A 22583-nucleotide genomic window follows, 5' to 3' on the forward strand; every position below is an offset into this window, starting at 1 on the left:
CACCGGTGACATGCACCGTGCACGGGAAACCCCAAGGAGCCACCATGTCATCACGGGTTCGCCGCGCCCTCGTCGCCGTCACCGCGGCGGTGATCGCCTTCCTGGGCCTCGGCCAACCGGCCTCCGCCCATGGATTCTCATCCGTCGTGTACGTCCACGTCACGGACGGCGACGGCGGCCGCATACGCACGGTGCTGGAGCTGGAGTACGACCTCTTCGTCGTGTCCGCCGCCGACGCCGAGCACGACGATCCCCTCTTCCGGGCCGGCACCGCCGCCTTCGAGGCCGGCGACGCCCGGGCACAGGCCGCGGCGCTGGAGTCCCACACCGACTCGGCCGTCACGTACGTCACCGAGCGCTTCTCGGTCACTGCCGACGGCAAGACCTGCACACCGTCCCGGGCCGGCGACGTCACGATGGGCCGGCGGGAGGGCGTGCCGTACGCCTCCCTGCCGCTGGAGTGGGCCTGCCCCTCGGAGGACGGCGACCGCGAGGTGCGCAGCACGCTCTTCCCCGACTCGGAGGGTTACGTCCGCGGCACCAGGACCATCGCCACCTACGACCTCACCGGCCTCTCCGGCAGCGCCGCGCTCGACGCCGGTCATCCGTCCTTCTCGATCAGCCAGTCGTGGTACGAGCGGTTCTGGGAGTTCTTCCGCCTGGGCGCCGAACACCTGCTGACCGGTGTCGACCACATCCTGTTCCTGCTGGCGCTCATCGCCGGGTCCCGCCGCCTGCGGGAGATCGTGCTCGCGGCCACGAGTTTCACCCTGGCCCACTCGGTGACGTTCCTGCTCGCCGCGCTCGGCCTGGTGGAGGCGCCGGAGCGGATCGTGGAGCCCGTGATCGCGCTGTCGATCGCCGTCGTCGCCGGCTGGCACCTGTGGCGGTTGCGGCGGCACGACGACGACGTCACCCTCGCCGAGCCCACGGAACAGGGCCCGTTGGGCCTGGACCGGGCCGGCTGGCTGCGCCTCGGGGTCGTGTTCTGCTTCGGTCTCGTGCACGGCCTGGGATTCGCGGGCGCCCTCGGCATCGACGAGCCGTGGTCGTGGACCCTGCTGTGGTCCCTGCTGGTGTTCAACGTCGGTATCGAAGCGGTGCAGTTGGGGATCATCGTGATCGTCTTCCCGCTGCTCGCGCTGCTGCGCCGCCGTGCGCCGAGGGCGGGCGTGTGGGCGACCGGCGCACTGTGCGCGGGGGTGGCCGCCATGGGCCTGGTGTGGTTCGTGCAGCGGGTGCTCGGAGGCTGAGAGGGGCTGAGAACAGCCCAGCTCTAGCGCGAAGTTCAGCTGATCACTGGATCGCATTTGCGATTGATTTACCAAATCCGGAGACCTTGATGGCCTCCATTCCCTGCACCTCCGTGCACCAAAGGAACGAATCTGATGATTTCGAGACCCTCCTCGCCGGCCTCCGGGTCGGCGCGGCGCCGCGTGGCCACGGGTGCCGCCGCGGCATTCCTGGGCCTGACGGTGGCCCTCGGCAGCGGCCTGGCCTCCCCGGTCCAGGCGGCCGAGACCAGCACGTTCACCGGCATCATCCTCGGCGTCGGCGCCAACGAGTCCCAGCGCACCATGACCTGGTACTCCTCCGCCGACACCGCGCAGAAGGTCCAGCTCGTCCCGACGGCGCAGCTGGCGGGCGGGGAGTTCCCGGCCTCCGCCACCACCTTCGACGCCCTCGGCGGGGAGAACATCTCCACCAGCGGTGGCTACAACCGCCACGCCACGCTCACCGGTCTCAAGGAGCACACGGCCTACTCCTACCGGGTCGGCTCCGAGGGCAACTGGTCCCCCGCGTACTCCTTCAAGACGCAGGACTTCAAGGGCGACTACGACTTCCTGTTCTTCGGCGACCCGCAGATCGGCTCGTCCGGCAACACCGCCAAGGACCAGGCCGGCTGGCAGGACACCCTGGACGTCGCGCTCGGGGCCAACCCGGACAGCGAGTTGCTGGTGTCGGGCGGCGACCACGTCGAGACCGCCAACACCGAGTCCCAGTGGAACGCCTTCCTCGCCCCCGACCAGCTCCGCCAGTACCCGTGGGCCGCCACCATCGGCAACCACGACGTCGGCGGCAAGGCGTACGAGCAGCACCTCTACACGCCGAACACCGACCGCTCGGCGCCGCTGTACGCCAACGGCCAGCCGGGTTCCAACACGTCCGGTGGCAACTACTGGTACATCTACAAGGATGTGCTGTTCATCGACATCAACAGCAACAGCTACGCCTCCAGCCAGGGCGGCGGCGGCGACGCGGCGCACATCGGCTACGTCACGGACGTCATCAACAAGCACGGCTCCGAGGCCAAGTGGAAGGTGCTCGTCTTCCACCACGCGATGTACTCGCCGGCGTCCCACGCCAAGGACTCCGACGCGAAGGTCCGACGAGGCGACCTGCCGGCCGCCTTCTCCAAGCTCGGTGTCGACCTGGTGCTGGCCGGCCACGACCACGCCTACTCGCGTAGCTACCTGCTGAAGAACAGCGAGAAGCAGAACAAGGACGAGCAGCCCGGCGCAGCCGACGTGTACCCCGGTCCCGGCGGTGTGCTGTACGTGACGGCCAACTCGGCCTCGGGCTCGAAGTACTACGGCATCACCAAGCCGGACACCAGCGGCACGAGCGGCGCCGGCAACGGTGCCGACCCGCTGAACCCTGGCAACTACTGGTACAACTCGGTCCAGAACCAGGAGAACGTCCGCAGCTACGTCAAGGTGAAGGTGCGCAACGACAAGCTCGTCGTCGAGAACCTGCGCAGCGGCACCTGCGCGGCGCCCAACGCCGCGGTGGAGCTCGGCCAGTCCTCCTGCGTCAACACGCCCTCCGGTCAGCCGGTCGGCTCGGTCGTCGACAAGGTCACCGTGCACCCGTACCACGGCGACGGCCAGGACATCCAGGTGAACGTCCCGAACGCCGCCCCGGGCGAGTTCGGCTGGACGATCGACGGCTACAACGGCCTGGTGGACCTCGGCACCGCCAAGGACCACGACGGCGACTACTTCCAGGCCACCGGCAGGATCAACCCGATCCTCGTGTCGGACAGCCGCCGTTCGCTCGCCCCGTGGTCGATCTCGGCCGGCGTGGGTGACTTCAAGGACGCCGACAAGGTGTTCTCCGGTGCCTACCTCGGCTGGAAGCCGAACGTCCTCGAGGAGGGCGCCGGCGCCAAGGCCAGCGGGGAGGTGGCCTCCGGCTACGACGGCGGCGCGGGTCTGTCCGTCTCGCGCGGGCTCGGCTGGGCCGACCAGGGTCACCCCAAGGGCAAGGCCAAGCTGGGCGCCGACCTGGATCTGAAGATCCCGGGCAGCGTCGACAAGGGCGCCTACCGCGCCACCCTCACGATCACCGCTCTGAGCAGCTGACCGTGACCGCTTGACCAGGGGGGTGGGCACCTTCCGGCGCCCACCCCCCCCGCCACTCGTTCCAGACCCGCACCAGACCGCCCGAGGACCCCGAGATGCCCCTGCCCGCAACGCGCCGGAAGACCACGGTCACCGCACTCGCCCGCACCGCCGCCCTGGCGCTGCTCATGGCCTTCGCCCTCACCGGACTGCGGGCCGCCCCGGCCGCGGCGGACGGCGGCGACGTCACCTGGACGGTCAGGACGGCGCAGAACAGCTACGGGGCCGACCGGTCCAGCTTCAGCTACGCCGTGAACCCCGGCGGCCGCGTCGAGGACGCCATGGTGGTCTCCAACCGCGGCAAGTCCCCGCTCACCCTGGCCGTGTACGCCGCCGACGGCTTCACGACCGACACCGGCCAGCTCGACCTGCTCACCAAGGACAAGAAGTCCGTCGGCGTCGGCGCCTGGATCCACGCCGGCCGCACGAGCGTCGTACTCAAGCCCGGCAAGTCCCTCCAGGTCCCCTTCACGGTCACCGTCCCCCACAACGCCACCCCCGGCGACTACGTGGGCGGCGTCCTGACCTCGCTGCGGCAGTCCGACGAGGCCGAGGGCATCAACGTGGACCGGCGCCTCGGCATCAGGGTCAAGCTGCGGGTCAGCGGCGACCTCCGGCCCACCCTGGCGGTCGAGAACCTGCGCGTGGACTACTCCGGCTCGGCCAACCCGTTCGCCGCGGGCGACGCCACCGTCACGTACTCGATCCACAACACCGGCAACGCCGTGCTCTCGGCCCGGCAGACGGTGTCGGTCGCGGGCCCGTTCGGATGGCTGCGGACCGAGGCGGGCCGGATCCCCTCGCCGCCGGAGCTGCTCCCGGGCGAGAGCTGGAAGGTGAAGGTGCCCGTGCACGGGGTGACGCCCGGCATCGGCCTGACCGCGACCGCCACCCTCACTCCCCTGCTCACCGACGCGTCGGGCTCCACCACCGCGCTCGACCCGGTGCGGGCCACCGCGCACGGCTGGGCCGTCCCGTGGACGCTGCTGCTGCTCCTCGTCCTGCTGATCGCGATCGCCGTCGCGGCGGTCGTCCGCACCCGCCGCGGCCGCGCCCGGCGCAAGGTGCGCGAGGACGCCCGCGTGCGGGACGCGGTCGCACAGGCACTGCGCGAGAAGCGGGCGACCGAGGAGACCGAGGAGATCACGGAGCGTCAGAAGGCCCCGGAGGCCCCGGAGGCCCGGAAGAGCTGAGTTCCGGCACGGGGCGGGGCGATACTCGGGGCATGGAACCGGATCTTCACGAGCTGCTGGCGTCACTTCGCGTCTGGGACCCGGAGTTCACCGAACTGCCCGCTCTCGACCCCTCAAGTGCACCCGCCGCCCCGCTGCCCCTCTTCGCGCGGTGGCTGGCGGAGGCGGCGGCGGCCGGGCAGCCCGAGCCGCACACGATGTCGCTGGCGACGACGGACGAGGAGGGCCGGCCGGACGTCCGCATCGTGATGCTGCACGGCGCGGACGCCGCGGGCTGGTCCTTCGCCACCCACGCGGGCAGCCGCAAGGGCCGCCAGCTCGCCGCGAGCCCGCACGCCGCCCTCGCCTTCTACTGGCCGGTCCTGGGCCGCCAGGTCCGCGTCCGGGGCCCGGTCACGGTCGCCCCGCCGGAAGAGGCGCAGGCGGACCTGCACGCCCGCTCGACGGGCGCCCTGGCCGCCGCCCTCACCGGCCGGCAGAGCGAGGTCCTGGACTCCCTGGACGAGCTGGCCCGGGCCTCGGAGTCGGCCTGGGAGCGGGCCGCCGGGGCCCCGGACACCGAGGTCCCGTCCTGGACCCTCTACCGCCTCCGCCCCACGGAGGCCGAGTTCTTCCAGGGCGACGCCCGGCGCCGCCACGTACGGCTGCGCTACCGGCGCACACCGGAGGGCTGGGCCCGCGAACTGCTGTGGCCCTGACCGGGCGCCGTGCGGCGGCTCAACCGAAGTCGTACATCGCGAAGTCGGACACCGGCCGGTAGCCGATGCGCTGGTACAGCCCGTTGCTGGTCGGATTGGCGAGGTCGGCGAAGAGCAGCACCTCCTCGGCACCCGACTCCAGGGCGGCCCGGCCGGCCTCGACCGTGACGGCGCCCGCGTACCCGCGCCCCCGCAGGTGCGCCGGTGTGTAGACCCCGACCACCCGTATCTGCCCGGCGACCTTCGGGGTCGTGCCCGCCATGGCGACCGGCGTCCCGTCCGGGTCCTGCCAGAACATCACGTCACCGCGGCGCACGCGCTCGTCCGCCCAGCGCTCCGGGTCCTGGAGGCGCGGCTCGCCGACGGCGACCGAGAACTCCTCGAACCACCGGGCCAGTCGCTTCCGGTCCGCCTCGCCCGCCACCCTGGCCCGCCCCGGCGGGACCGGACTCGGCACCGTCGGCTCGCCCAGCCGGTAGAGCCGCATCCGCTGCCGCAGGCGTACCCCGGCGCCGGTGAGCCGCCGCCAGGCCCCGGCGAACGCGGCGGCGGTGTCGCGGTCCGCGGTGACACCGGACACCTCGCGTCCCGCGCCGGCCAGCCGGGCCGCCAGCGCGGCGGCCTCCTCCTCGGTCAGGGCGGTGAGCAGGAGCGGATGGGGAGGCGTGCGCAGGAAGGCCGCCCGCACGCCCGCCCCGCCGTCCCCGTCCAGCAGGCCGAACCCGGGGGCGGCGTCGCCGTAGTGCCGGTCGCCGCGCAGGCGCAGGTTCTCCGTCACCGTCAGGAGCACCGTGTGCCGTGCGGGCCGTGAACGGAGGAACTCCCCTCCACGCGCCAGGAATTGATCGACGTCGTCGGTCAGGTGCCAGTCATCGGTGGTCATCCCGGAAGTCATTGCCCCATGCTCCCGTCCACGGCCGCCCGGCGCTCGCGAATTCACCGGGCGTCCGGCTCCGGGTCCGTGGCCAGGCGCGCGTGCAGGTGCGCGTCCCGGAAGGCGTCACGGCGCCCCGACTCGAAGATCGCGCCGCGCATCGTGCCCTCGTACCGGAAGCCGCAGCGCTCGGCGACCCGGCAGGACGCCCCGTGCCCCACGGCGTGGTCCAGCTCCAGCCGGTGCAGGCGCAGTTCGCCGAACGCCCAGTCCGCCGCCACCTTCAGCGCCCGGGTGGCGACCCCGTGGCCGCGGGCCTCGGGCAGGACCCAGTAGCCGGTCGTCGCGACGCCGAGGAGCGGGCGGATGTCGTTGACGCCGATGTGCCCGAGCGTCGTGCCGCTGCCGGCGTCCGCTATCAGGAAGGACGCGACCGCGCCCTCCCCCGCCCGCAGGGCCCGTGCCCGCAGCGAGTCGCGGGCGCCGGTGAGGTCGGTGACGGGGACGAGCGGTGTGTTCCAGCGGCGGAACTCCGGGTCGGTGATGCCGCGCAGCCAGTCCCGCACGTCGGCGTCGGACTCCGGGTCCCAGGGGCGCAGCAGCAGCCCGTGCCCCGAGGTCCGTGCCGTCGCGAGGTTCCGTACGTCATGAGGGTCGGCGGTCATCGGCCCATTAGACACCGCAGGACACCCGGATCGCACAGGCGTTCATACGTGATCAATCCGCAACCGATACCGGCCTTGACCGAGTCCCCTCAACCGGTCGGGCGATTACTCTCATGTCCATGACCGACTCGACCACCGTCTCCGCGACGCGGCACGCCGACCGCCCCGTCTACGTCATCGGCGGCGGTCCGGGCGGGCTGGCCGCCGCGCAGGCGCTGCGCGCACGGGGGATACGCGCGGTCGTCCTGGAGCGGTCCGACCGGGTCGGGGCGTCCTGGCGGCGGCACTACGACCGGCTGCGCCTGCACACCACCCGGCGCCTGTCCGCGCTGCCGGGGCTGCCGATGCCGCGCCGGTTCGGCCGCTGGGTCGCGCGCGACGACGTGGTGCGCTACCTGGAGAAGTACGCCGAGCACCACGAGCTGGAGATCGTGACCGGTGTCGAGGTCTCCCGCGTCGAGCCCGCGCCGGACGGCACCGGCTGGCTGCTGCGCGCCTCCGGCGGCCGGGAGCTGACCGGCGGCGCGGTGGTCGTCGCCACCGGCCACAACCACACGCCCCGCCTGCCCGACTGGCCCGGCCGGGAGACGTACCAGAACGGCCCCGGCGAGCTCGTGCACGCCGGCCAGTACCGCGACGCCGCGCCGTACGCCGGACGTGACGTGCTGGTCGTCGGCGTAGGCAACACCGGCGCGGAGATAGCCGTGGACCTGGTGGAGGGCGGGGCCGCGCGGGTACGGCTGTCGGTGCGCACTCCCCCGCACATCGTGCGCCGCTCGACCGCCGGGTGGCCCGCCCAGTACACGGGAGTGCTCGTACGGAGGCTGCCGGTCCGGCTCGTCGACGTGCTCGCGCGGCCGCTGGCGCGGCTGAGCGTGCCGGACCTGTCGGCGCACGGCCTGCCCCGCCCCCGTACCGGCCTGTACTCACGGGTCGCGGAGGGCGCGATCCCCGTCCAGGACGTCGGTCTCCTCAAGGCCGTCCGCAAGGGCAGGGTCGAGATCGTGGCCGCCGTGGAGGGCTTCGAGAGCGGCAAGGTGCTCCTGGCCGACGGCACCCGCATCCAGCCGGACGCCGTCATCGCCGCCACCGGCTACGTCCGCGCCCTGGAGGGGCTGGTCGGCCATCTGGACGTGCTCGACTCCCGTGGCAGGCCGGCGGTCCGCGGCCGCCGCACGCCGAAGAACGCGCCCGGCCTGTACTTCACCGGCTTCACCAACCCCATCAGCGGCATGCTCCGCGAACTGGCCCTGGACGCCGGGCGGATCGCCAGGGCCATAGCGAAGGAGAACACCCGCAAGGGCGGGCGCAGGGTCTCCCGGCTGCCTGCCTGACACCCTGTCAGCTCACTTGCCCGTAGGGAGCGTTCACGCGACTACGGGGCTCAGGACCGTCGGCCGCCGCCGGATCACCAGCGCCATCAGCGCCGCCGCGGCGCACAGCGCGCCCGAGGCGTACCAGACCACGTCGTAGGAGCCGAAGACGTCCCGGGCGAGGCCGCCGAGGTAGGCGACCAGCGCCGCGCCGACCTGGTGGGAGGCGAGCACCCAGCCGAAGACGATCGCGCTGTCCTCGCCGTAGTGCTCCCGGCACAGGGCGAGGGTGGGCGGCACGGTGGCGACCCAGTCGAGGCCGTAGAAGACGATGAAGAAGATCATCGGCGGGTGCACGCTCGGCGCCAGCAGGATCGGCAGGAACAGCAGCGAGACACCGCGCAGCGCGTAGTACACGGCGAGCAGGCGGCGCGGTTCGAAGCGGTCGGTGAACCAGCCGGAGGCGATCGTGCCGGCCACGTCGAACACACCGATGACCGCGAGCAGCGAGGCGGCCGCCGTGATGGGCATGCCGTGGTCGTGAGCGGCGGGCACGAAGTGGGTCTGGATCAGGCCGTTGGTGGAGGCGCCGCAGATGGCGAAGGTGCCGGCCAGCAGCCAGAAGGGGCCGGTGCGCACCGCGGAGGACAGGACGGCCAGGGTCCGGCGGGCGGCCCCGGGCACGGGCTCCGGCTTCGGCACGAACTCGTCGGCCCCGTACGGCTTCACGCCCACGTCCGCCGGATGGTCGCGCAGCAGCAGCCAGACGAAGGGGACGACGGCGAGGGCCGCGAGCGACACCGTGACGGCGGCCGGGCGCCAGCCGTGCGACTGGACGGTCCAGGACAGGACCGGCAGGAAGACGAGCTGTCCGGAGGCGGAGGCGGCGGTGAGGATGCCGGTGACCAGGCCGCGCCGGGCGGTGAACCAGCGGTTGGTGACCGTCGCCGCGAACGCCAGCGCCATCGAGCCGGTGCCGAGGCCGACCAGCAGGCCCCAGCACAGCCACAGTTGCCAGGCGGCGGTCATCCACACGGTCAGACCGGACCCGGCGGCGATCACCACAAGGGCGGCGGCGACCACCCGGCGGATGCCGAAGCGGTCCATCAGCGCGGCGGCGAAGGGCGCGGTGAGCCCGTACAGCGCGAGGTTGATCGAGACCGCGGCGCCGATCGTGCCCCGCGACCAGCCGAACTCCTGGTGCAGCGGGTCGATGAGCAGGCCGGGCAGCGAGCGGAAGGCCGCGGCGCCGGTGATCGTGACGAAGGTGACGGCGGCGACGAACCACGCGCGGTGGACACGGGCCGCGCGGCGGGCGGACGGCGTTCGGGCCTCGGTGGCGGACGCGGGTTCGGTTGTCTGAGTCACGCCACAGAGCTTCCCGTACAGGAGCGGATCTCCTCCACTGGCCCGAAGGACAGCGTTCGCTAGGATCCGGCCATGGACAGGACCACGGACTTCCGCCCGCACCGCGTCGCCGTCCTCGCCCTCGACGGGCTGCTGCCCTTCGAGCTGGGCATCCCGCACCGGATCTTCGGCCGGCCGATGGACGCCGCCGGACGGCCGCTGTACGAGGTCGTCACCGTCTCGGCCCGGCCGCCCGGACCGGTGGAGACGGACGCCGACTTCTCGATCCACGTGCGGCACGGCCCCGAGACCCTTGCCACCGCCGACACCGTGATCGTCCCGGCCTCGTACGAGCTCGGCCCGGTCTACGAGAAAGGGCTGCTGACCGAGGAGCTGGCCGCAGCCCTGGCGCACATCCGGCCCGGCACCCGGCTCGCCTCCATCTGCACGGGCGTGTACGTGCTGGCCGCGGCGGGGCGTCTGGACGGGCGGCGCGCCACGACGCACTGGGCCGACGCCGACCGCTTCCAGCGGGTCTTCCCACGGGTCGAGGTGGACGCGGACGTGCTGTTCATCGACGACGGCGACGTGCTGACCTCGGCGGGCGTCGCGGCCGGGATCGACCTGTGCCTGCACATGGTGCGCCGCGACCACGGCACGGCGGTCGCCAACGAGGTGGCCCGGCGGACCGTCGTACCGCCGCACCGCGACGGCGGTCAGGCGCAGTACATCCACCGGCCGGTGCCCGATCCGCAACTGGCCACCACGACCACCGCGCGCGCGTGGGCGCTGGGCCGCCTCCACGAGCCGATCCGGTTGCAGGACATGGCCGCGCGGGAGGCGATGTCGGTACGGACCTTCACCCGGCGCTTCCGCGAGGAGGCCGGGGTCAGTCCGGGGCAGTGGCTCACCCAGCAGCGCGTCGAACGGGCCCGGCACCTGCTGGAGTCCACGGACCTGTCCATGGACCAGGTGGCCCGGGACGCCGGGTTCGGCACGGCCCAGTCGATGCGGCAGCATCTCCAGACGGCGCTCGGGGTGACACCGACGGCCTACCGGCGGACCTTCCGCGTGAGCGGCTCCGCCAGGTCCGAAGCGGGGGTCTAGCACTCGGCGAGTTTGTCCACAGCCTGTGGACAAACATCCGGGCGCCCCGAAGGCAGGGCGAGCCCGGCTGGCGGCGCGCCCCTGCCCGCCCCCATCCGGCAGCGCGCGCCGCCCTCCGATCCCGGCGTGCCGGTCCCACCCCCTCGGACCCTGCGGGGACCGGCCGGCGCCGACATCACGACCCACACTCGTCGAGGACTTCCGCTGCCCCAGCCCTCGTCGTCCCCTCGCGGCGAATCGCTGACCACCAGCGTGATCAAGCGGACACGAGGCGTCAACACCGCCCTGACGATTTACCCGTTATGCCCCTTCGTAACAGGGCGCGCACGGAAGCATCTCCCGGCGCACGGCCTCGCCACGGGGACACAGGGGCGCCAGGACACGGGACGACGGAGCGACGGGGACCCGGGAGATCGTGGTGGCCGCCGCTGCCGGTGGCGGGCCGCCCTACACCGCCCCGTACGCGAGACCCCCGTAGGCTCCGTACGCCCCGTAGGCCCCGTATGCTCCGCGGCCCAGGCCCTCGTACGTCGGGGCCGCGCGGCCGCAGTTCGCCGGCACCGCCGACTCCGCCGCGTCAACCGCCGTGACACAGCGGTCGAGTTCGCACCAGATGCGCTTGCCCACGCCGTCCGGGCACCAGCCCCACCGGTCGGCGAGGCCGTCGACGAGGGCGAGGCCGCGGCCTCCGGTCGACTCGTCGCCCGGGCAGCGCGGCACGGGCGCCCGGGTGCTGGCGTCGGCGACCTCCAGACGCACGGTGGCCGCCCCGGCCGGGCCGCCGGACAGGGACAGCCGCAGCACGGCCGGGCAACCGGTGTGCACCACGGCGTTGGTGACCAGTTCGGAGACGAGCAGGACGAGGGTCTCGGCGAGCGGCTCGTCCGCCGCTATCCCCGACCCGGCGAGCCGGGAGCGGGCCCAACGCCGGGCACGCCCCACCTCCGCGGGGTCGGGCCGGATCTCCAGCTGCACTTGAAGCACCTGCACCGCTCACACCATCCGAACCGGCGGACACACAGCCTCGCGCCTCACGAGGCCACGATCGTAGCCATTTTCTGCATGGCCAGAACAACAGCCAGAGCAAGGGTCACGGAACGTGACTCCGTTGAGAGACAGCATGGTTGACGTACCGTCACCGCAACAAGCGCTTCGGGCATATTCCCGCGCGAAGGAGTACCCGTGCGGCATACTGTGCGACGCTCGTCATGGGATGGCTCGGGCTCGAAACCACTCGCATCCCACACAAGGTACCCGAGCGCGACGGCGACTCCGGGACGTGACAAGTCACGCGCGGGACACGCCCCGCATCAACGCTCCGTGATCATCGAATGCCACGATCGGTGACATTCGCCTGCGGTGGACCACGCTGCCGGGCCACCCGACACCGCCGGCGTCACCGCGCGCGGGCACGACGCACGGCGGCCGTGGCGCCGATCGACGCTCCCGACTGCTCATGCGCCCGGGCGTGTTGCGCGACTCGCCCCGTGCGCGCGTGAGAGCCCCCTCCGCGGGACGAGGCGCCACGGAGGGGGCTCAAGTATGGCGTTTCCGCAGGTGGTTGGCGGAGACCGGCGCTATTCGGGGACGGTGAAGTAGCGGGCGAAGGCGGGCACGATCTCCTGCTCGCCCACCCTGCCGTCGCCGTCGGTGTCGAGCGCGGCGGCGATGAACCCGGCGGCCCCCTCGGGCACGCCGAGCACCCGGAGCACGCGCACGGTGTCCTCGATCGTGGCGGCGCCGTCGCCGTCGGCGTCCGCGACGGCCAGGGCGGCGTGCAGGAAGGGGCGGGCGATCTCGGCGAACCTCTCGGGGTTGTCGCGCAGGCGCTTGACCGCGCCGGTCACGAACTCCTCGCGGGTGATGCGCTGGTCGCCGTCGCGGTCGGCGATCCCGGCCATGCCCTGCCAGAAGGCCTCCGCGCCCGCGTACAGGGCCTGGCCCTTGTCGGAGCGGGCGGCGGTGGCGAACTCGGCGAGCAGCGAGCGGGCCGCCACGCTGAAGTCCTCGCGGTCGATGTAGCCGTTGCCGTCCTGGTCGAAGGTGGCGAACCGCGCCGCGATCCTGCGCTCGTACTCGCTGCTGACCATGTCTTACGGGCCGCCTTACGTGTGGGGTTGCGTCTGGCAGGGAGCGTACGACGCGCGGAGCGCTCCGGGGCCGCGAACACCACGGTCGGGCCAGGACCGGGGGAATTCCGGGACAACGGCAGGCTGCCCGTGGGAGAGGGAACGGCGGTGGGCGCCGGGGCGTACGGCCGGCTCAGGCGGACAGCGGCTCGTCGTCCACCGCGGCCGCCAGGTCCGCGTAGACGTCGAAGAGGCGCCGCACGCCGAGCGCGCCGAGGACCCGGTTGACGTGGGAGCCGTCGACCGCGCCGCGGGCCGGGAGGATCAGGCGCAGCCGGCCCTGACAGGAGCGGATCAGACGGCGGGCGGCTATGAGCACGCCGACACCGCTGGAGTCGCAGAAGAAGACCTCGGAGAGGTCCATGACGAGGTCGTGCCGGCCCTCGGCCACCGCCTCGTGGACTCTCTGGCGCAGGACCGGCGAGGTCACCAGGTCCAGTTCACCGGCGACCCGGAGCACGCTCCACTCGCCCTGTTCGTCGTCGGTCACCTTGAACGCCACGGCCCGCCCTCCGTCAGCCGGAACTCCCCGGAACCGCCCGGAAACGGAACCAGTTCCTACGCTTCTTTCCGCGCGACTGCCCAGCGGCCGTTCCCCCAAACGCCGTACAGCAAACCGAGACCGATCCGCCAGGGGCTTGTTTCAGTCACCTTCGGTCGTGTTCTATCCGAGTTGACCAGAAAGCGAAAGGCCAGGTGGGACAGAAGGGTCAAGTCGCCCAGCAACGGCCATAACACCCCTCACTCCCCCTACCACCAGCGGCACTTCAGGGGGCGCACATTGTCATAAAGGAGCGTGCGCTGTCGGACATGCCGACTACATTCGAGATGACCACGTCGGACACGCTGGACACCGTCGGACACACGGTCGGACACACAGACGGAAACGGGCCGGGACGCGGGGCGCGGCACGGCCGGGCGCGGAGGGGGCCGTATGGCGAAGAAGGACGCACCGCCCCACTGGGACCTCGGAATGCGGGAGCGGCTCCTGCGGGGAGAGGCGGCCGCCCTCGGTGAGCTCTACGACCGTTTCGCCTCGCTCGTGCACGGGCTGGCCCACCGGGTCCTCGGCGACGAGCAGGCCGCCGACCACATCACCCGCGAGGTGTTCGCCCACGTCTGGGAGCACCCCGACGCCTACGACCCCCGGCAGGGTCCGCTGCGCGCCTGGGTGGCCGGGCTGACCCACCGGCTCGCCGTGCAGCGGCTGCGCGCCACCGAGACCGCCGCGCTGGCCCGCGGCGGGCCTGGCTCCGCGGAGGAGCTGGAGCACCGGGTGTCCCGCGCCTCCGCCGCCGCCCGCGCCGACTACATCGTCCACGCCATGCCGGCCCCGCTGCGCGCCGCCCTGGAACTCGCCTGCTTCCAGCGCCGCGACTACCGGCAGACCGCCGCCGACCTCGGCGTCACCGAGGACGAGGCCCGCCGCCGCCTGCGCCTCGGCCTCCAGCTCCTCTCCACCGCCCACCGCACGGACATCCCCGGCGCGCCCTCCGGCTACGGGGGCGCCGCATGACCCCGAACGACTCCCGGGAGCGGGAGGACCAGGACGTGCCCGAGGACCGGGGCGTGCCGGCGCACCAGTTGCTGAAGTCGCTGCTCGGGGCGTGGGCGCTGGCCGCGTGCTCGCCGGAGGAGACGGCGGCCGTGGAGGAGCACCTCGGCGAGTGCGGCACGTGCGCGGAGGAGGCGCTGGGGCTGCGGGAGGCGGTCGCGCTGCTGCACCGGCCCGACACCCTCGACCTGGACCCGGGGCTGCGCACCCGGGTACTGGAGGGCTGCCTCGAACGGCGGCCGCCGCAGGTCCCGGTGCCCGGCTGGGCGGCGCCCTACGACGCCGAGACCGCGCGGCTGGACGCGCTGCTCCAGGACATCGGCGACGCCGAGTGGGACGCGCCGGTGCGGCTGCGGTGGTTCGAGGGCGAGGACGCCACCAGCCGGCACACCACCGTCGCCGGGGTCATCGCGCATCTGATGAGCGTCGACGGGCTGGTCGCGGTGGCCCTCGGCCTGGACGACCCGCTCGGCGAGGCGACCGCCGCCGCCGACGGGCCCACCCCGGCGGCGCGCACCGAGGCGTACTGGCGGGCCACGCACTCCCCGCCGGCCCGTTCGGTGCGCACGCCGTGGCGGGAGCAGACGCACGACCTGGTCCGTACGGTCTCCTTCGCCGCGAACGGCGTCGAGGAGCCGTCGGTGCCGTACGGTGCCTTCGCGCTGCCGCTGCACGACGCGATGCTGGACCGCGCCTTCGAGTGCTGGGTGCACGCCGAGGACATCGCGGAGGCGGTGGACTACCCGTACGATCCGCCGGCCCCGCGCCATCTGCACCGGATGATCGACCTCGCCGCCCGGATGCTGCCGGGTGTGCTGGCCACCCGGCGGCAGGCCGGGCTCGCCTCGCCCGCCCGCACCCGGCACCTGGTGACCGCGGGCGACCCCGGGCGCAGCCTGCGGCTGGAGATCGAGGGGCTGGGCGGCGGCCAGTGGCTGATCCCGCTCGACTCGCCGGGAGCGGTGGGCTCCGCGGACCACGAGGTGGCCCATGTCGCCCTGGACGGCGTGGAGTTCTGCCGGCTGGCGGCGGGGCACGTGACCCCGCGGGAGGCGGCGGCCGGTCAGGTCGGCGACCGTGAGGCGATCCGGGACGTGCTGTGCGCGGCGGCGTCGCTCAGCCGTATGTGAAGCCCCGTACGCGGAGCCCCGTATGTGAAGCCCCGTATGTGAAGTCCCGTACGCGGAACCCCTGCGCACCGCTTCCGAGGCCGCGTTACGCGAAGACCACTGTCCGGCGCCCGTTCAGCAGGATCCGGCGCTCCGCGTGCCACTTGACCGCGCGGGCCAGCGCCTGGCACTCCACGTCACGGCCGATCGCGACGAGCTGGTCCGGGGTGACGTCGTGGCCCACCCGCTCGACCTCCTGCTCGATGATCGGGCCCTCGTCGAGGTCGGCGGTCACATAGTGCGCCGTCGCGCCGATCAGCTTCACACCCCGGGCGTGCGCCTGGTGGTACGGCTTGGCGCCCTTGAAGCTCGGCAGGAAGGAGTGGTGGATGTTGATGATCCGGCCGTTGAGCTGCTTGCACAGGTCGTCGGAGAGGACCTGCATGTAACGGGCGAGGACGACCAGTTCGACCTTCTCCTCGCGCACGAGCTCCAGCAGCCGCTGCTCGGCGTCGGACTTGGTGTCCTTGGTCACCGGGATGTGGCGGAAGGGAATGCCGTACGACCCCACCAGCTCGGCGAAGTCGGTGTGATTGGACACCACCGCCGCGATCTCCACCGGCAGCGCGCCGATCCGGGCGCGGAACAGCAGGTCGTTCAGGCAGTGCCCGAACTTGCTGACCATCAGCACGACGCGCATCTTCTCGTAGGCCCGGTGGATCTGCCAGTCCATCCCGAAGGAGTCGCCGATCGCCGCGAAGCTGGCGCGCAGCTTGTCCAGCGTCACCGGCGCCTCGGCCGAGAAGTGGACCCGCATGAAGAACAGTCCCGTGTCGTGGTCGCCGAACTGCTGGCTGTCCTCGATGTTGCAACCGGTCATGAACAGGTAACTGGACACCGCGTGCACGATGCCCTTCTTGTCCGGGCAGGAAAGGATGAGGACGTACTGTTCGGCCTGCTCCGCGGCGGCTCGGGAGGACTGCTCGCTCATGCGGGACAGGGTCTCACGTCCGGGCCCGCGCGTGGCGCCTCGTCCGCTAAGCGGACCGCGTCATGATCCGCAGCACCTCGAGGCTGCGGGGCGGCGTGTCCGGGTCCTCTCCGTCGCTCGCCGCGAGGCGCACATGCGCGTCGCGGGCCGCCCGCACCGCCTCCGGCCAGGCCTGATCGTCGAGGTAGGCGGACACCGGCGCGTCCGGGCCCACCTGGTGCATGATCCGCAGCACCCGCAGGACCGCGGTGTCGACGAGCGCCGCCTCCTGGGAGTCCCGGAAGATCGTGCCGACGTACTTCTCGGCGGACCAGTTGTCCAGCCAGGTGTCCTCGACCAGGCGGTAGACGGCGTCGGTCACGTCGCCGTACCCTTCGACGCCTGCCAGCCAGACGTCCCGCTGGAACACCGGGTCGGAGAGCATGTGCAGCGCGGAACGCACGTTGCTGCGCCAGCGCCACCACGGCATGTCGTTGAGTGGCATGCCGCCCATGGTGGAGGAGCGACGGCCGCGACGGGAAGAGTTCTCCGAACCTTGCACGGTCATCGATCGTACGTTCCCCGCCCCAGGGGCCCCACCTGCCCCCGTAATTCACTCATACGTCACCACTCATTGACCGAGAGTCATCACCGGGTTGGCGATGTGACGGAATCGTGCGGAGCATGACCGGCAGGCGAAGTTCCCGTGGCACGTTCCTCTCCACCCTCACCCGGTCCGTGAGAAGGACCCTCTCGCCGGCGGGGGTCGTGCTGGCGTGCGCCTCGCTCGCCGCCGGCTGCGGCGTCGTCCCCGGTGCCACGGGGGGCTCCGGGGGCGGTTCCGTCACCGTGATGACGTGGGCGCCGCAGAACACCCGGGCGACCAACAAACCCGGCATGCCCGCCATGGCCAACGCCTACGCCCGCTGGGTGAACGCCCACGGCGGCATCGCCGGCCGCAAGCTCAACGTCCTGACCTGCAACGAAGGCAACGACAGCGTGGGCGCGGCGAAATGCGCCCGGCGTGCGGTGAAGGAGAACGCGGTCGCCGTCGTGGGCTCCTACAGCCAGTACAGCGACTCCTTCTTCCCGCCCCTGGAGGGGGCCGGCATCCCGTACATCGGCGGCTACGGCGTCACCACCGCCGAGTTCACCCGCGCCCTGTCCTACCCGGTCAACGGGGGCCAGCCCGCCCTGCTGGCCGGTCTGGGCAAGGAGCTCGCCGCGCGCTGCGGCCCGGTCACGCTGATCCGGCCCGACAGCATCGCGGGCGACGAGCTGCCCGGTCTGCTCGACGCGGGACTGCGGGCCGGCGGTCACGCACCGGCCCACGACCAGCGGGCCGCCGAGGACGCCACCGAATACTCGGGCCAGGCCGATCAGGCGCTGCGACGGTCGAGCGCCGACCCGGCGAGGACGGGCTGCGTGATCCCCGCCCTCGGGGAGCGCACGAACATCTTCATGGACTCCTTCCGCCGCGCCCGCGACACCTATCCCCAGGTGCGCACCGCCGCCGTGCTCGGCAGTATCGACCAGACCGTGATCGACGCCAGCGGCGGGAAGTCCGGCCCGTACGAGGGCTCGTACCTCACCGGCTGGTACCCGGTGGCGGGCGACGCGCGCTGGGACCCGATGAAGAAGGTGATCAACGAGGCGGCCTTCGGCGACAACCGCGTCGACCCGGAGGACGCCGGGGTGCAGACCACGTGGATCGCCTACACGGTGCTCCGGGCCGTCCTGGAGCGGATCGGCGACGGGGAGGTGAGCGCCTCCACCGTGCGGCGCGCCCTCGACGGCGGCCTGGAGGTCCGCACCGGCGGGCTGACCCCGCCGCTGCGGTGGCGCCTGTCCGACCTGCTCGCCTCCACCGGCCTCGCTCGGCTCACCAACGCCGACGTGTCCCTGCAGACGGTGCGGCAGGGGCGGCTGGTGCCGGCCACGAAGGGCTTCGTCAACGTGGCCAAGACGCTGGAGGACGCAGGCTGAGCCCGCCGTCCTCCGGCGTCGGCGGGTCTCAGAGCTGGGTCGGCTGGCGCTGGGTGAGGCCGTACGTCTGCGCGATCGTGTTCCAGAGCTGAGCGGCCTTGGCCTTCTCGGCGGAGGCCGTGTTGCTCTCGCGGTCGCCGGCCTGGGTCTGACCCGTGTACTTGGCGTGGCCCTTCTTGCACCCCTTCCGGCCGCCGGCCTGGTCGGCCCAGGCCGCGTAGTGCCGGTCCGCCGACTCCGAGGCCTGCCAGGCCTTGGTCAGCGCCGCCGTCAGGTCGGCGTTGCCGGGGAGCTTGTCGACGGACAGCTCTCCCAGGCGGGTGACCAGGCCCTTGCGCTGCTCGGCCGCGGCGCGCAGGTCGGAGGCCGCCTGGCCGAGGTTGTTGCAGTTCTTGACCTCGGCCACCGCCTTGATGACGGAGGCGCGGCTGCTGCCGCTGTCGGCCAGCAGCTTGTCCAGCGCGACCGCCTGCTCCTTGGCCGGGTCGGCGGCGGGCGCGGAGGATGCCTCGTCGGTGGCGGGCGCGGTGGCCGAGAGGTTGGTGTTCTTGTCGCCGCTGCCGTCCTTCCCGTCGCCGCCGCTGAGCAGTGCCCCGGCGCCGATGCCGAGAACGGCGATCCCGACGCCCACGGCCGCGATCACCGGCATGCGCGAACCGGTGCGCCGGCCTCCCCGGCCGCCGCCGTCGTCGTACCCGCCGGGCGGGGCGGACGCGGGCCGGGTGTGGGGCTGGTCGGGCGGGCCCTGCTGGAAGCGGGGCATCTGCTGCGTCGAGGGGGCCGCGCCGCCGGAGTCGCTGCGGAAGAGGTTGTCGAACTCGGCGGGCGTCTGCCGCCCGCCGCCCTGGGCGTCCACGGGTGCGATGAACTGCGTCGCCTCGGCGTCGGGGTGACCGGGCGCGGCGCCCTGGGGTATCTGGCCCGGGTACTTGGCGGGACCGCCCTCCGGCGGCAGGGCGCCCGGCCCCACCGGCGGGATGTACTGCGTCGCGCCCTCGTCCACCCCCGCGCCCGGCACGGGCGGCAGGAACTGGGTGGCGCCCTCGTCCGCCCCCGCGCCCGGCACGGGCGGCAGGAACTGGGTGGCGCCCTCGTCCACGGAGCCACTGGGGACCGGCGGGATGTACTGCGTCGCACCCTCGTCGGCGCCCGGCATCCCGTGCCCTGCCGCGTACGGGTCGGCCGGGGGCAGCCCGTGCGCGGGCGCGCCCGGCGGTACGGACTGGCCCGGGACGCCGTAGGCGTCGCCGCCGGCGGGCGGCAGCCCGTGTCCGGCGTGCGCGGGGGCGCCGTAGGGGTCGGCGCCCGGCTGCCGGTACGAGGGGGCGTTCTCCGGGGGCAGGGGGCCCGCGCCCGGGTGCTGCGGGGCCTGGCCCTGCGCGTCCCACTGGCCCTGCGGGTACGGCTCCGGGGAGCCCCACGGCTGCTGCCAGCCCTGGTCCTGCTGCGGCGGCTGCTGCTGCTGCTCGGGGCCCCACGGCTGGCCCCAGGCCTGACCGCCGGCCGGGGTCGCCGCCGGGGCCTGACCGCCCGGCCGCGCTCCGGCCTGGTGGCCGCCCGGCCCGCCGGTCATGCCCGGCAGCAGGGGCGCACCACCGTCGGAGGGCAGCACGATGCCTTCGTGCGCGGGTCGCGCCGAGGGCTCCTCGCCCTGTCCACTCTGCGTCACCGGGACTCCTACGAATGGGGGACCTTCGGAATCGTCGGCTCACGCTACCGGGTCCCCGGAGCCCCGTGCCACGCAGCACAGGACGAGACCTCCTTCCCTGTGACCGCAGTAACAAAACCCGCCCGCCGCACGCTGTTTATTTCACGCCGCCACCCGCGTCTCGAGCCGTGCCCCGAACTCCCTTACCACCGGCTCGTCCCGGAACGGCTCCAGGCGCTGCTGGAAGTCCTCAAGGTACTCCGCGCCGCGGTCGGAGCGCAGCGTCCGCAGCAGCTCCACCGCCTTCAGCCCGGTGCTGCAGGCCTGTTCGACCTCCCGCTGCTGCACCTGCGCTGTGGCGAGGAGCACATAGCCGATGGCCCGCCGCCGGGCCCGCGACGCGGGATGCCCGGCCAGCGACTCCTCGGCCGCCCGCGCCGCCGCCTCCGCCTGCCCCAGGTCTCGGTGGCAGTGCGCCAACTCGTCGGCCAGATAGGCCTCGTCGAAGTGCGTGATCCACGCCGGGTCGTCCCCGGAGTGCGGATCCGCGGCCTCCAGCGCGCTCACCGCCCGCCCGGCGGAGAGCTGCGCGGCCCGCGCGTCGCCCATCAGGGCGTGCCCGCGCGCCTCGGCCGCGTGGAACATCGCCTCCGCGCGCGGAGTCACGCGACCGCGCGCGCCCTCCTGCGCCGCGCGCGCCAACTGCGCGATCTCCCGCGGGTTTCCGAGCTGTGCGGCGAGATGGCTCATGGAGGCGGCCAGCACATAGCCGCCGTAGCCGCGGTCCCCGGCCGCCTGGGCGAGCCGCAGCGCCTGGATGTAGTACCGCTGGGCCAGGCCCGGTTGGCCGGTGTCGACGGCCATGTACCCGGCCAGCTCGGTGAGTCGGGCCACCTCGGCGAACAGGTCGCGGCCCACCGCCTCCCGGTAGGAGCCGGCGAGCAGCCCGGAGACGACGCTGTTGAGGTAGTGCACGACCACCGGGCGCACATGCCCGCTGCCGTGGCTGTGGTCCAGCTCGACCAGCGCCTGCGTCATGGCCCGTACGGCGGCCACGTCGGACTGGCCCACCCGCGACCCCGCCGCCCGCGCGACCTGCGGGTCCGGCGCGGAGATCAGCCAGTCACGGCTGGGCTCGACCAGCGCGGAGGCGGCCACGGCGGAGCCGGACAGGAAGTCCCGGCGGCCCACGTCGCTGCGCCACAGCTCGCAGACCTGCTCGATGGCCCCCACCACCGTCGGCGAGAACTGGAGGCCCACGCCCGAGGCGAGGTTCTTGCCGTTGGCCATGCCGATCTCGTCGATCGTGACCGTACGGCCGAGCTTGCGGCCGAGTGCCTCGGCGATGATCGCCGGGGCCCGTCCGCGCGGCTGCTGTCCGCGCAGCCAGCGCGCCACCGACGTCTTGTCGTAGCGCAGATCGAGACCGTGCTCGGCGCCGCACATGTTGACCCGGCGGGCCAGCCCGGCGTTCGAGCAGCCCGCTTCCTGGATGAGCGCCTGCAGCCGTTCGTTCGGCTGCCGCGCGACGAGAGGCCTGGCGGCCATGGCGTTAACCCCCTGAAGCTGCGGTGCCTGCCCACGCACCGAGTTGACGGCTCTTGCGCGGCCGGACGCGTTCCGCGCCCCGGCGGAAAGTTCCGGCCGTGAAGATCGATGCCCCGTGGACATACCGAAAATGCGGGACATGTGAGGATTGCCGGGGTGAAGGCGGATGCCGCCCCCCACGGAACTACCCAGCGCCCACCGGCGATCCTCCTGCGCGCCCCCACACATGCACCCATGCGCCCCGGGCACGGAAGGGTGCTCCTCCCCGGCGCGTCCGACCACGCGACCCGCCCGTAACTCCAGGTGGGCGCGGCAGTTGAGTGGGGCGTGGAAGAGACGATCGCGGGCGCGGAAGCCGCACACAGCGCCGGCCGGGTGGCCGGTCACGTTCCCCAGCAGCGTGGGGAGTCGCTGCCGGAGACAGCCGTTCGCTACGCCGAGGAACGCCACTGGGACGTGTTCCCCGGCACCTGGCTGGTGACGGTCGGCGGAGTGCAGCGCTGCTCCTGCGGGGACCCGCAGTGCGCCGCGCCCGGCGCACACCCGGCGCGCGAGGGCTGGGCGTCCCTGGCGACCGGCAGCGTGAACACGGTGCGCGGGTTGTGGCAGCAGCAGCCGACGGCGTCGATCCTGCTGCCCACGGGCCGTACGTTCGACGCGATCTCCGTGCCGGAGACGGCCGGGTTCCTCGCGCTGGCCCGGCTGGAGCGGATGCGGTCGGCGCTGGGTCCGGTGATCCTGACCCCCGAGCGGCGGATGCAGTTCTTCGTGCTGCCAGGCGCGTCCGTGAAACTGCCGGACCTCCTGCGGCGGCTGGGCTGGTCGCCGGCCTCGCTCGACCTGGTCGCGCTCGGCGAGGGCGGGTACGTGGTGGCGCCGCCCACGCGGTGCGGCTCGCGGGCCGTGCAGTGGGCCTGCCGGCCGACGCCGGCCAATCGCTGGCTTCCGGACGTCGAGGAGCTGGTCCCGCCGCTGGCGTACGCGTGCGGCAGGGACCGGCACTAGTCACCTGTTCCGGTCCCCCGTCGTGGCCGTCC

20 protein-coding genes are annotated in these 22583 nt (G+C 73.0%); 10 read left to right on the forward strand and 10 right to left on the reverse strand.

Features of this window, described 5'->3' with window-relative positions; all coding sequences use genetic code 11:
- The first annotated feature begins 44 nt into the window (after positions 1-44).
- The 4 genes from ACF09J_RS14330 (at position 45) to ACF09J_RS14345 (ending at position 5295) form a co-directional block, all read left to right on the forward strand.
- A complete protein-coding gene (locus ACF09J_RS14330) occupies positions 45-1253 on the forward strand; it encodes a HupE/UreJ family protein (RefSeq protein WP_392305707.1) in 1209 nt (402 codons plus the stop codon).
- A gap of 135 nt (positions 1254-1388) precedes the next feature.
- Positions 1389-3365 (forward strand): fibronectin type III domain-containing protein, encoded by a 1977-nt coding sequence (locus ACF09J_RS14335; protein ID WP_392305708.1) that lies wholly within the window; start codon positions 1389-1391, stop codon positions 3363-3365.
- A gap of 95 nt (positions 3366-3460) precedes the next feature.
- Positions 3461-4597 carry a WxL protein peptidoglycan domain-containing protein gene (locus ACF09J_RS14340; protein ID WP_392305709.1) on the forward strand — a complete coding sequence of 379 codons (1137 nt, stop codon included), beginning with the start codon at positions 3461-3463 and terminating at the stop codon, positions 4595-4597.
- Positions 4598-4629: 32 nt separating this feature from the next.
- Positions 4630-5295 carry a pyridoxal 5'-phosphate synthase gene (locus ACF09J_RS14345; RefSeq protein WP_392305710.1) on the forward strand — a complete coding sequence of 222 codons (666 nt, stop codon included), beginning with the start codon at positions 4630-4632 and terminating at the stop codon, positions 5293-5295.
- A gap of 19 nt (positions 5296-5314) precedes the next feature.
- Here the strand turns inward: ACF09J_RS14345 and ACF09J_RS14350 are convergent, their stop codons facing one another.
- Positions 5315-6178 carry a GNAT family N-acetyltransferase gene (locus ACF09J_RS14350; RefSeq protein ID WP_392305711.1) on the reverse strand — a complete coding sequence of 288 codons (864 nt, stop codon included), beginning with the start codon at positions 6176-6178 and terminating at the stop codon, positions 5315-5317.
- 53 nt (positions 6179-6231) lie between these two features.
- Entirely contained in the window at positions 6232-6834 is a 603-nt protein-coding gene (locus ACF09J_RS14355; RefSeq protein ID WP_392305712.1) for a GNAT family N-acetyltransferase, read from the reverse strand.
- Positions 6835-6953: 119 nt separating this feature from the next.
- On the opposite strand from ACF09J_RS14355, the gene ACF09J_RS14360 reads away from it, so the two are divergent.
- The gene (locus ACF09J_RS14360) at positions 6954-8168 is read left to right on the forward strand and encodes a flavin-containing monooxygenase (protein ID WP_392305713.1); all 1215 of its coding nucleotides are present in this window, start codon (positions 6954-6956) and stop codon (positions 8166-8168) included.
- 33 nt (positions 8169-8201) lie between these two features.
- Here the strand turns inward: ACF09J_RS14360 and ACF09J_RS14365 are convergent, their stop codons facing one another.
- Positions 8202-9515 (reverse strand): MFS transporter, encoded by a 1314-nt coding sequence (locus ACF09J_RS14365; protein ID WP_392305714.1) that lies wholly within the window; start codon positions 9513-9515, stop codon positions 8202-8204.
- Positions 9516-9587: 72 nt separating this feature from the next.
- Here ACF09J_RS14365 and ACF09J_RS14370 point away from each other — a divergent pair, with 72 nt between their 5' ends.
- A complete protein-coding gene (locus tag ACF09J_RS14370; RefSeq protein ID WP_392305715.1) occupies positions 9588-10601 on the forward strand; it encodes a GlxA family transcriptional regulator in 1014 nt (337 codons plus the stop codon).
- 447 nt (positions 10602-11048) lie between these two features.
- Here the strand turns inward: ACF09J_RS14370 and ACF09J_RS14375 are convergent, their stop codons facing one another.
- From ACF09J_RS14375 to ACF09J_RS14385, 3 genes are all read right to left on the reverse strand, one after another.
- Positions 11049-11576, reverse strand: coding sequence for an ATP-binding protein (locus ACF09J_RS14375; protein ID WP_392305842.1), 528 nt, complete (start codon positions 11574-11576; stop codon positions 11049-11051).
- Positions 11577-12178: 602 nt separating this feature from the next.
- Positions 12179-12691: an EF-hand domain-containing protein gene (locus ACF09J_RS14380; RefSeq protein ID WP_100568942.1), complete on the reverse strand. Its 513-nt coding sequence runs from the start codon at positions 12689-12691 to the stop codon at positions 12179-12181.
- A 172-nt stretch (positions 12692-12863) separates the two neighbouring features.
- A complete protein-coding gene (locus ACF09J_RS14385) occupies positions 12864-13232 on the reverse strand; it encodes an STAS domain-containing protein (protein WP_392305716.1) in 369 nt (122 codons plus the stop codon).
- Positions 13233-13664: 432 nt separating this feature from the next.
- On the opposite strand from ACF09J_RS14385, the gene ACF09J_RS14390 reads away from it, so the two are divergent.
- Complete coding sequence (locus ACF09J_RS14390; protein ID WP_392305717.1) at positions 13665-14246, forward strand: RNA polymerase sigma factor; 582 nt, start codon at positions 13665-13667, stop codon at positions 14244-14246.
- Entirely contained in the window at positions 14243-15415 is a 1173-nt protein-coding gene (locus ACF09J_RS14395) for a maleylpyruvate isomerase N-terminal domain-containing protein (protein ID WP_392305718.1), read from the forward strand. The genes ACF09J_RS14390 and ACF09J_RS14395 overlap by 4 nt, the downstream gene beginning before the upstream one ends.
- Before the next feature lie 85 nt (positions 15416-15500).
- Here the strand turns inward: ACF09J_RS14395 and purU are convergent, their stop codons facing one another.
- Together purU and ACF09J_RS14405 are read right to left on the reverse strand one after the other, a co-directional pair.
- Positions 15501-16385, reverse strand: coding sequence for a formyltetrahydrofolate deformylase (purU, locus tag ACF09J_RS14400; protein ID WP_392305719.1), 885 nt, complete (start codon positions 16383-16385; stop codon positions 15501-15503).
- Between the two features lie 46 nt (positions 16386-16431).
- Entirely contained in the window at positions 16432-16932 is a 501-nt protein-coding gene (locus ACF09J_RS14405) for a hypothetical protein (RefSeq protein WP_392305720.1), read from the reverse strand.
- A gap of 116 nt (positions 16933-17048) precedes the next feature.
- Between ACF09J_RS14405 and ACF09J_RS14410 the strand changes: the two genes are divergently transcribed.
- A complete protein-coding gene (locus ACF09J_RS14410; protein WP_392305721.1) occupies positions 17049-18350 on the forward strand; it encodes an ABC transporter substrate-binding protein in 1302 nt (433 codons plus the stop codon).
- A gap of 28 nt (positions 18351-18378) precedes the next feature.
- Here ACF09J_RS14410 and ACF09J_RS14415 read toward each other — a convergent pair whose 3' ends face one another.
- Entirely contained in the window at positions 18379-20019 is a 1641-nt protein-coding gene (locus ACF09J_RS14415) for a hypothetical protein (protein WP_392305722.1), read from the reverse strand.
- A 141-nt stretch (positions 20020-20160) separates the two neighbouring features.
- Positions 20161-21546, reverse strand: coding sequence for a transcriptional regulator (locus tag ACF09J_RS14420; protein WP_392305723.1), 1386 nt, complete (start codon positions 21544-21546; stop codon positions 20161-20163).
- A 327-nt stretch (positions 21547-21873) separates the two neighbouring features.
- Here ACF09J_RS14420 and ACF09J_RS14425 point away from each other — a divergent pair, with 327 nt between their 5' ends.
- Positions 21874-22551, forward strand: a complete 678-nt coding sequence (locus tag ACF09J_RS14425; protein ID WP_392305724.1) for a bifunctional DNA primase/polymerase — start codon at positions 21874-21876, stop codon at positions 22549-22551.
- Positions 22552-22583: the final 32 nt, after the last annotated feature.

Origin of the sequence: Streptomyces sp. NPDC014889, from assembly GCF_043081205.1 — a bacterium.
Lineage (GTDB): Bacteria > Actinomycetota > Actinomycetes > Streptomycetales > Streptomycetaceae > Streptomyces.

Excerpts from the sequence above, each read along its gene's own strand:
- ACF09J_RS14330 (WP_392305707.1), top strand. The coding sequence starts at position 45 with ATGTCATCACGGGTTCGCCGCGCCCTCGTCGCCGTCACCGCGGCGGTG.
- ACF09J_RS14335 (WP_392305708.1), top strand. The coding sequence starts at position 1,389 with ATGATTTCGAGACCCTCCTCGCCGGCCTCCGGGTCGGCGCGGCGCCGC.
- ACF09J_RS14340 (WP_392305709.1), top strand. The coding sequence starts at position 3,461 with ATGCCCCTGCCCGCAACGCGCCGGAAGACCACGGTCACCGCACTCGCC.
- ACF09J_RS14345 (WP_392305710.1), top strand. The coding sequence starts at position 4,630 with ATGGAACCGGATCTTCACGAGCTGCTGGCGTCACTTCGCGTCTGGGAC.
- ACF09J_RS14350 (WP_392305711.1), bottom strand. The coding sequence starts at position 6,178 with ATGACCACCGATGACTGGCACCTGACCGACGACGTCGATCAATTCCTG.
- ACF09J_RS14355 (WP_392305712.1), bottom strand. The coding sequence starts at position 6,834 with ATGACCGCCGACCCTCATGACGTACGGAACCTCGCGACGGCACGGACC.
- ACF09J_RS14360 (WP_392305713.1), top strand. The coding sequence starts at position 6,954 with ATGACCGACTCGACCACCGTCTCCGCGACGCGGCACGCCGACCGCCCC.
- ACF09J_RS14370 (WP_392305715.1), top strand. The coding sequence starts at position 9,588 with ATGGACAGGACCACGGACTTCCGCCCGCACCGCGTCGCCGTCCTCGCC.
- ACF09J_RS14380 (WP_100568942.1), bottom strand. The coding sequence starts at position 12,691 with ATGGTCAGCAGCGAGTACGAGCGCAGGATCGCGGCGCGGTTCGCCACC.
- ACF09J_RS14390 (WP_392305717.1), top strand. The coding sequence starts at position 13,665 with ATGGCGAAGAAGGACGCACCGCCCCACTGGGACCTCGGAATGCGGGAG.
- ACF09J_RS14395 (WP_392305718.1), top strand. The coding sequence starts at position 14,243 with ATGACCCCGAACGACTCCCGGGAGCGGGAGGACCAGGACGTGCCCGAG.
- purU (WP_392305719.1), bottom strand. The coding sequence starts at position 16,385 with ATGAGCGAGCAGTCCTCCCGAGCCGCCGCGGAGCAGGCCGAACAGTAC.
- ACF09J_RS14405 (WP_392305720.1), bottom strand. The coding sequence starts at position 16,932 with ATGACCGTGCAAGGTTCGGAGAACTCTTCCCGTCGCGGCCGTCGCTCC.
- ACF09J_RS14410 (WP_392305721.1), top strand. The coding sequence starts at position 17,049 with ATGACCGGCAGGCGAAGTTCCCGTGGCACGTTCCTCTCCACCCTCACC.
- ACF09J_RS14420 (WP_392305723.1), bottom strand. The coding sequence starts at position 21,546 with ATGGCCGCCAGGCCTCTCGTCGCGCGGCAGCCGAACGAACGGCTGCAG.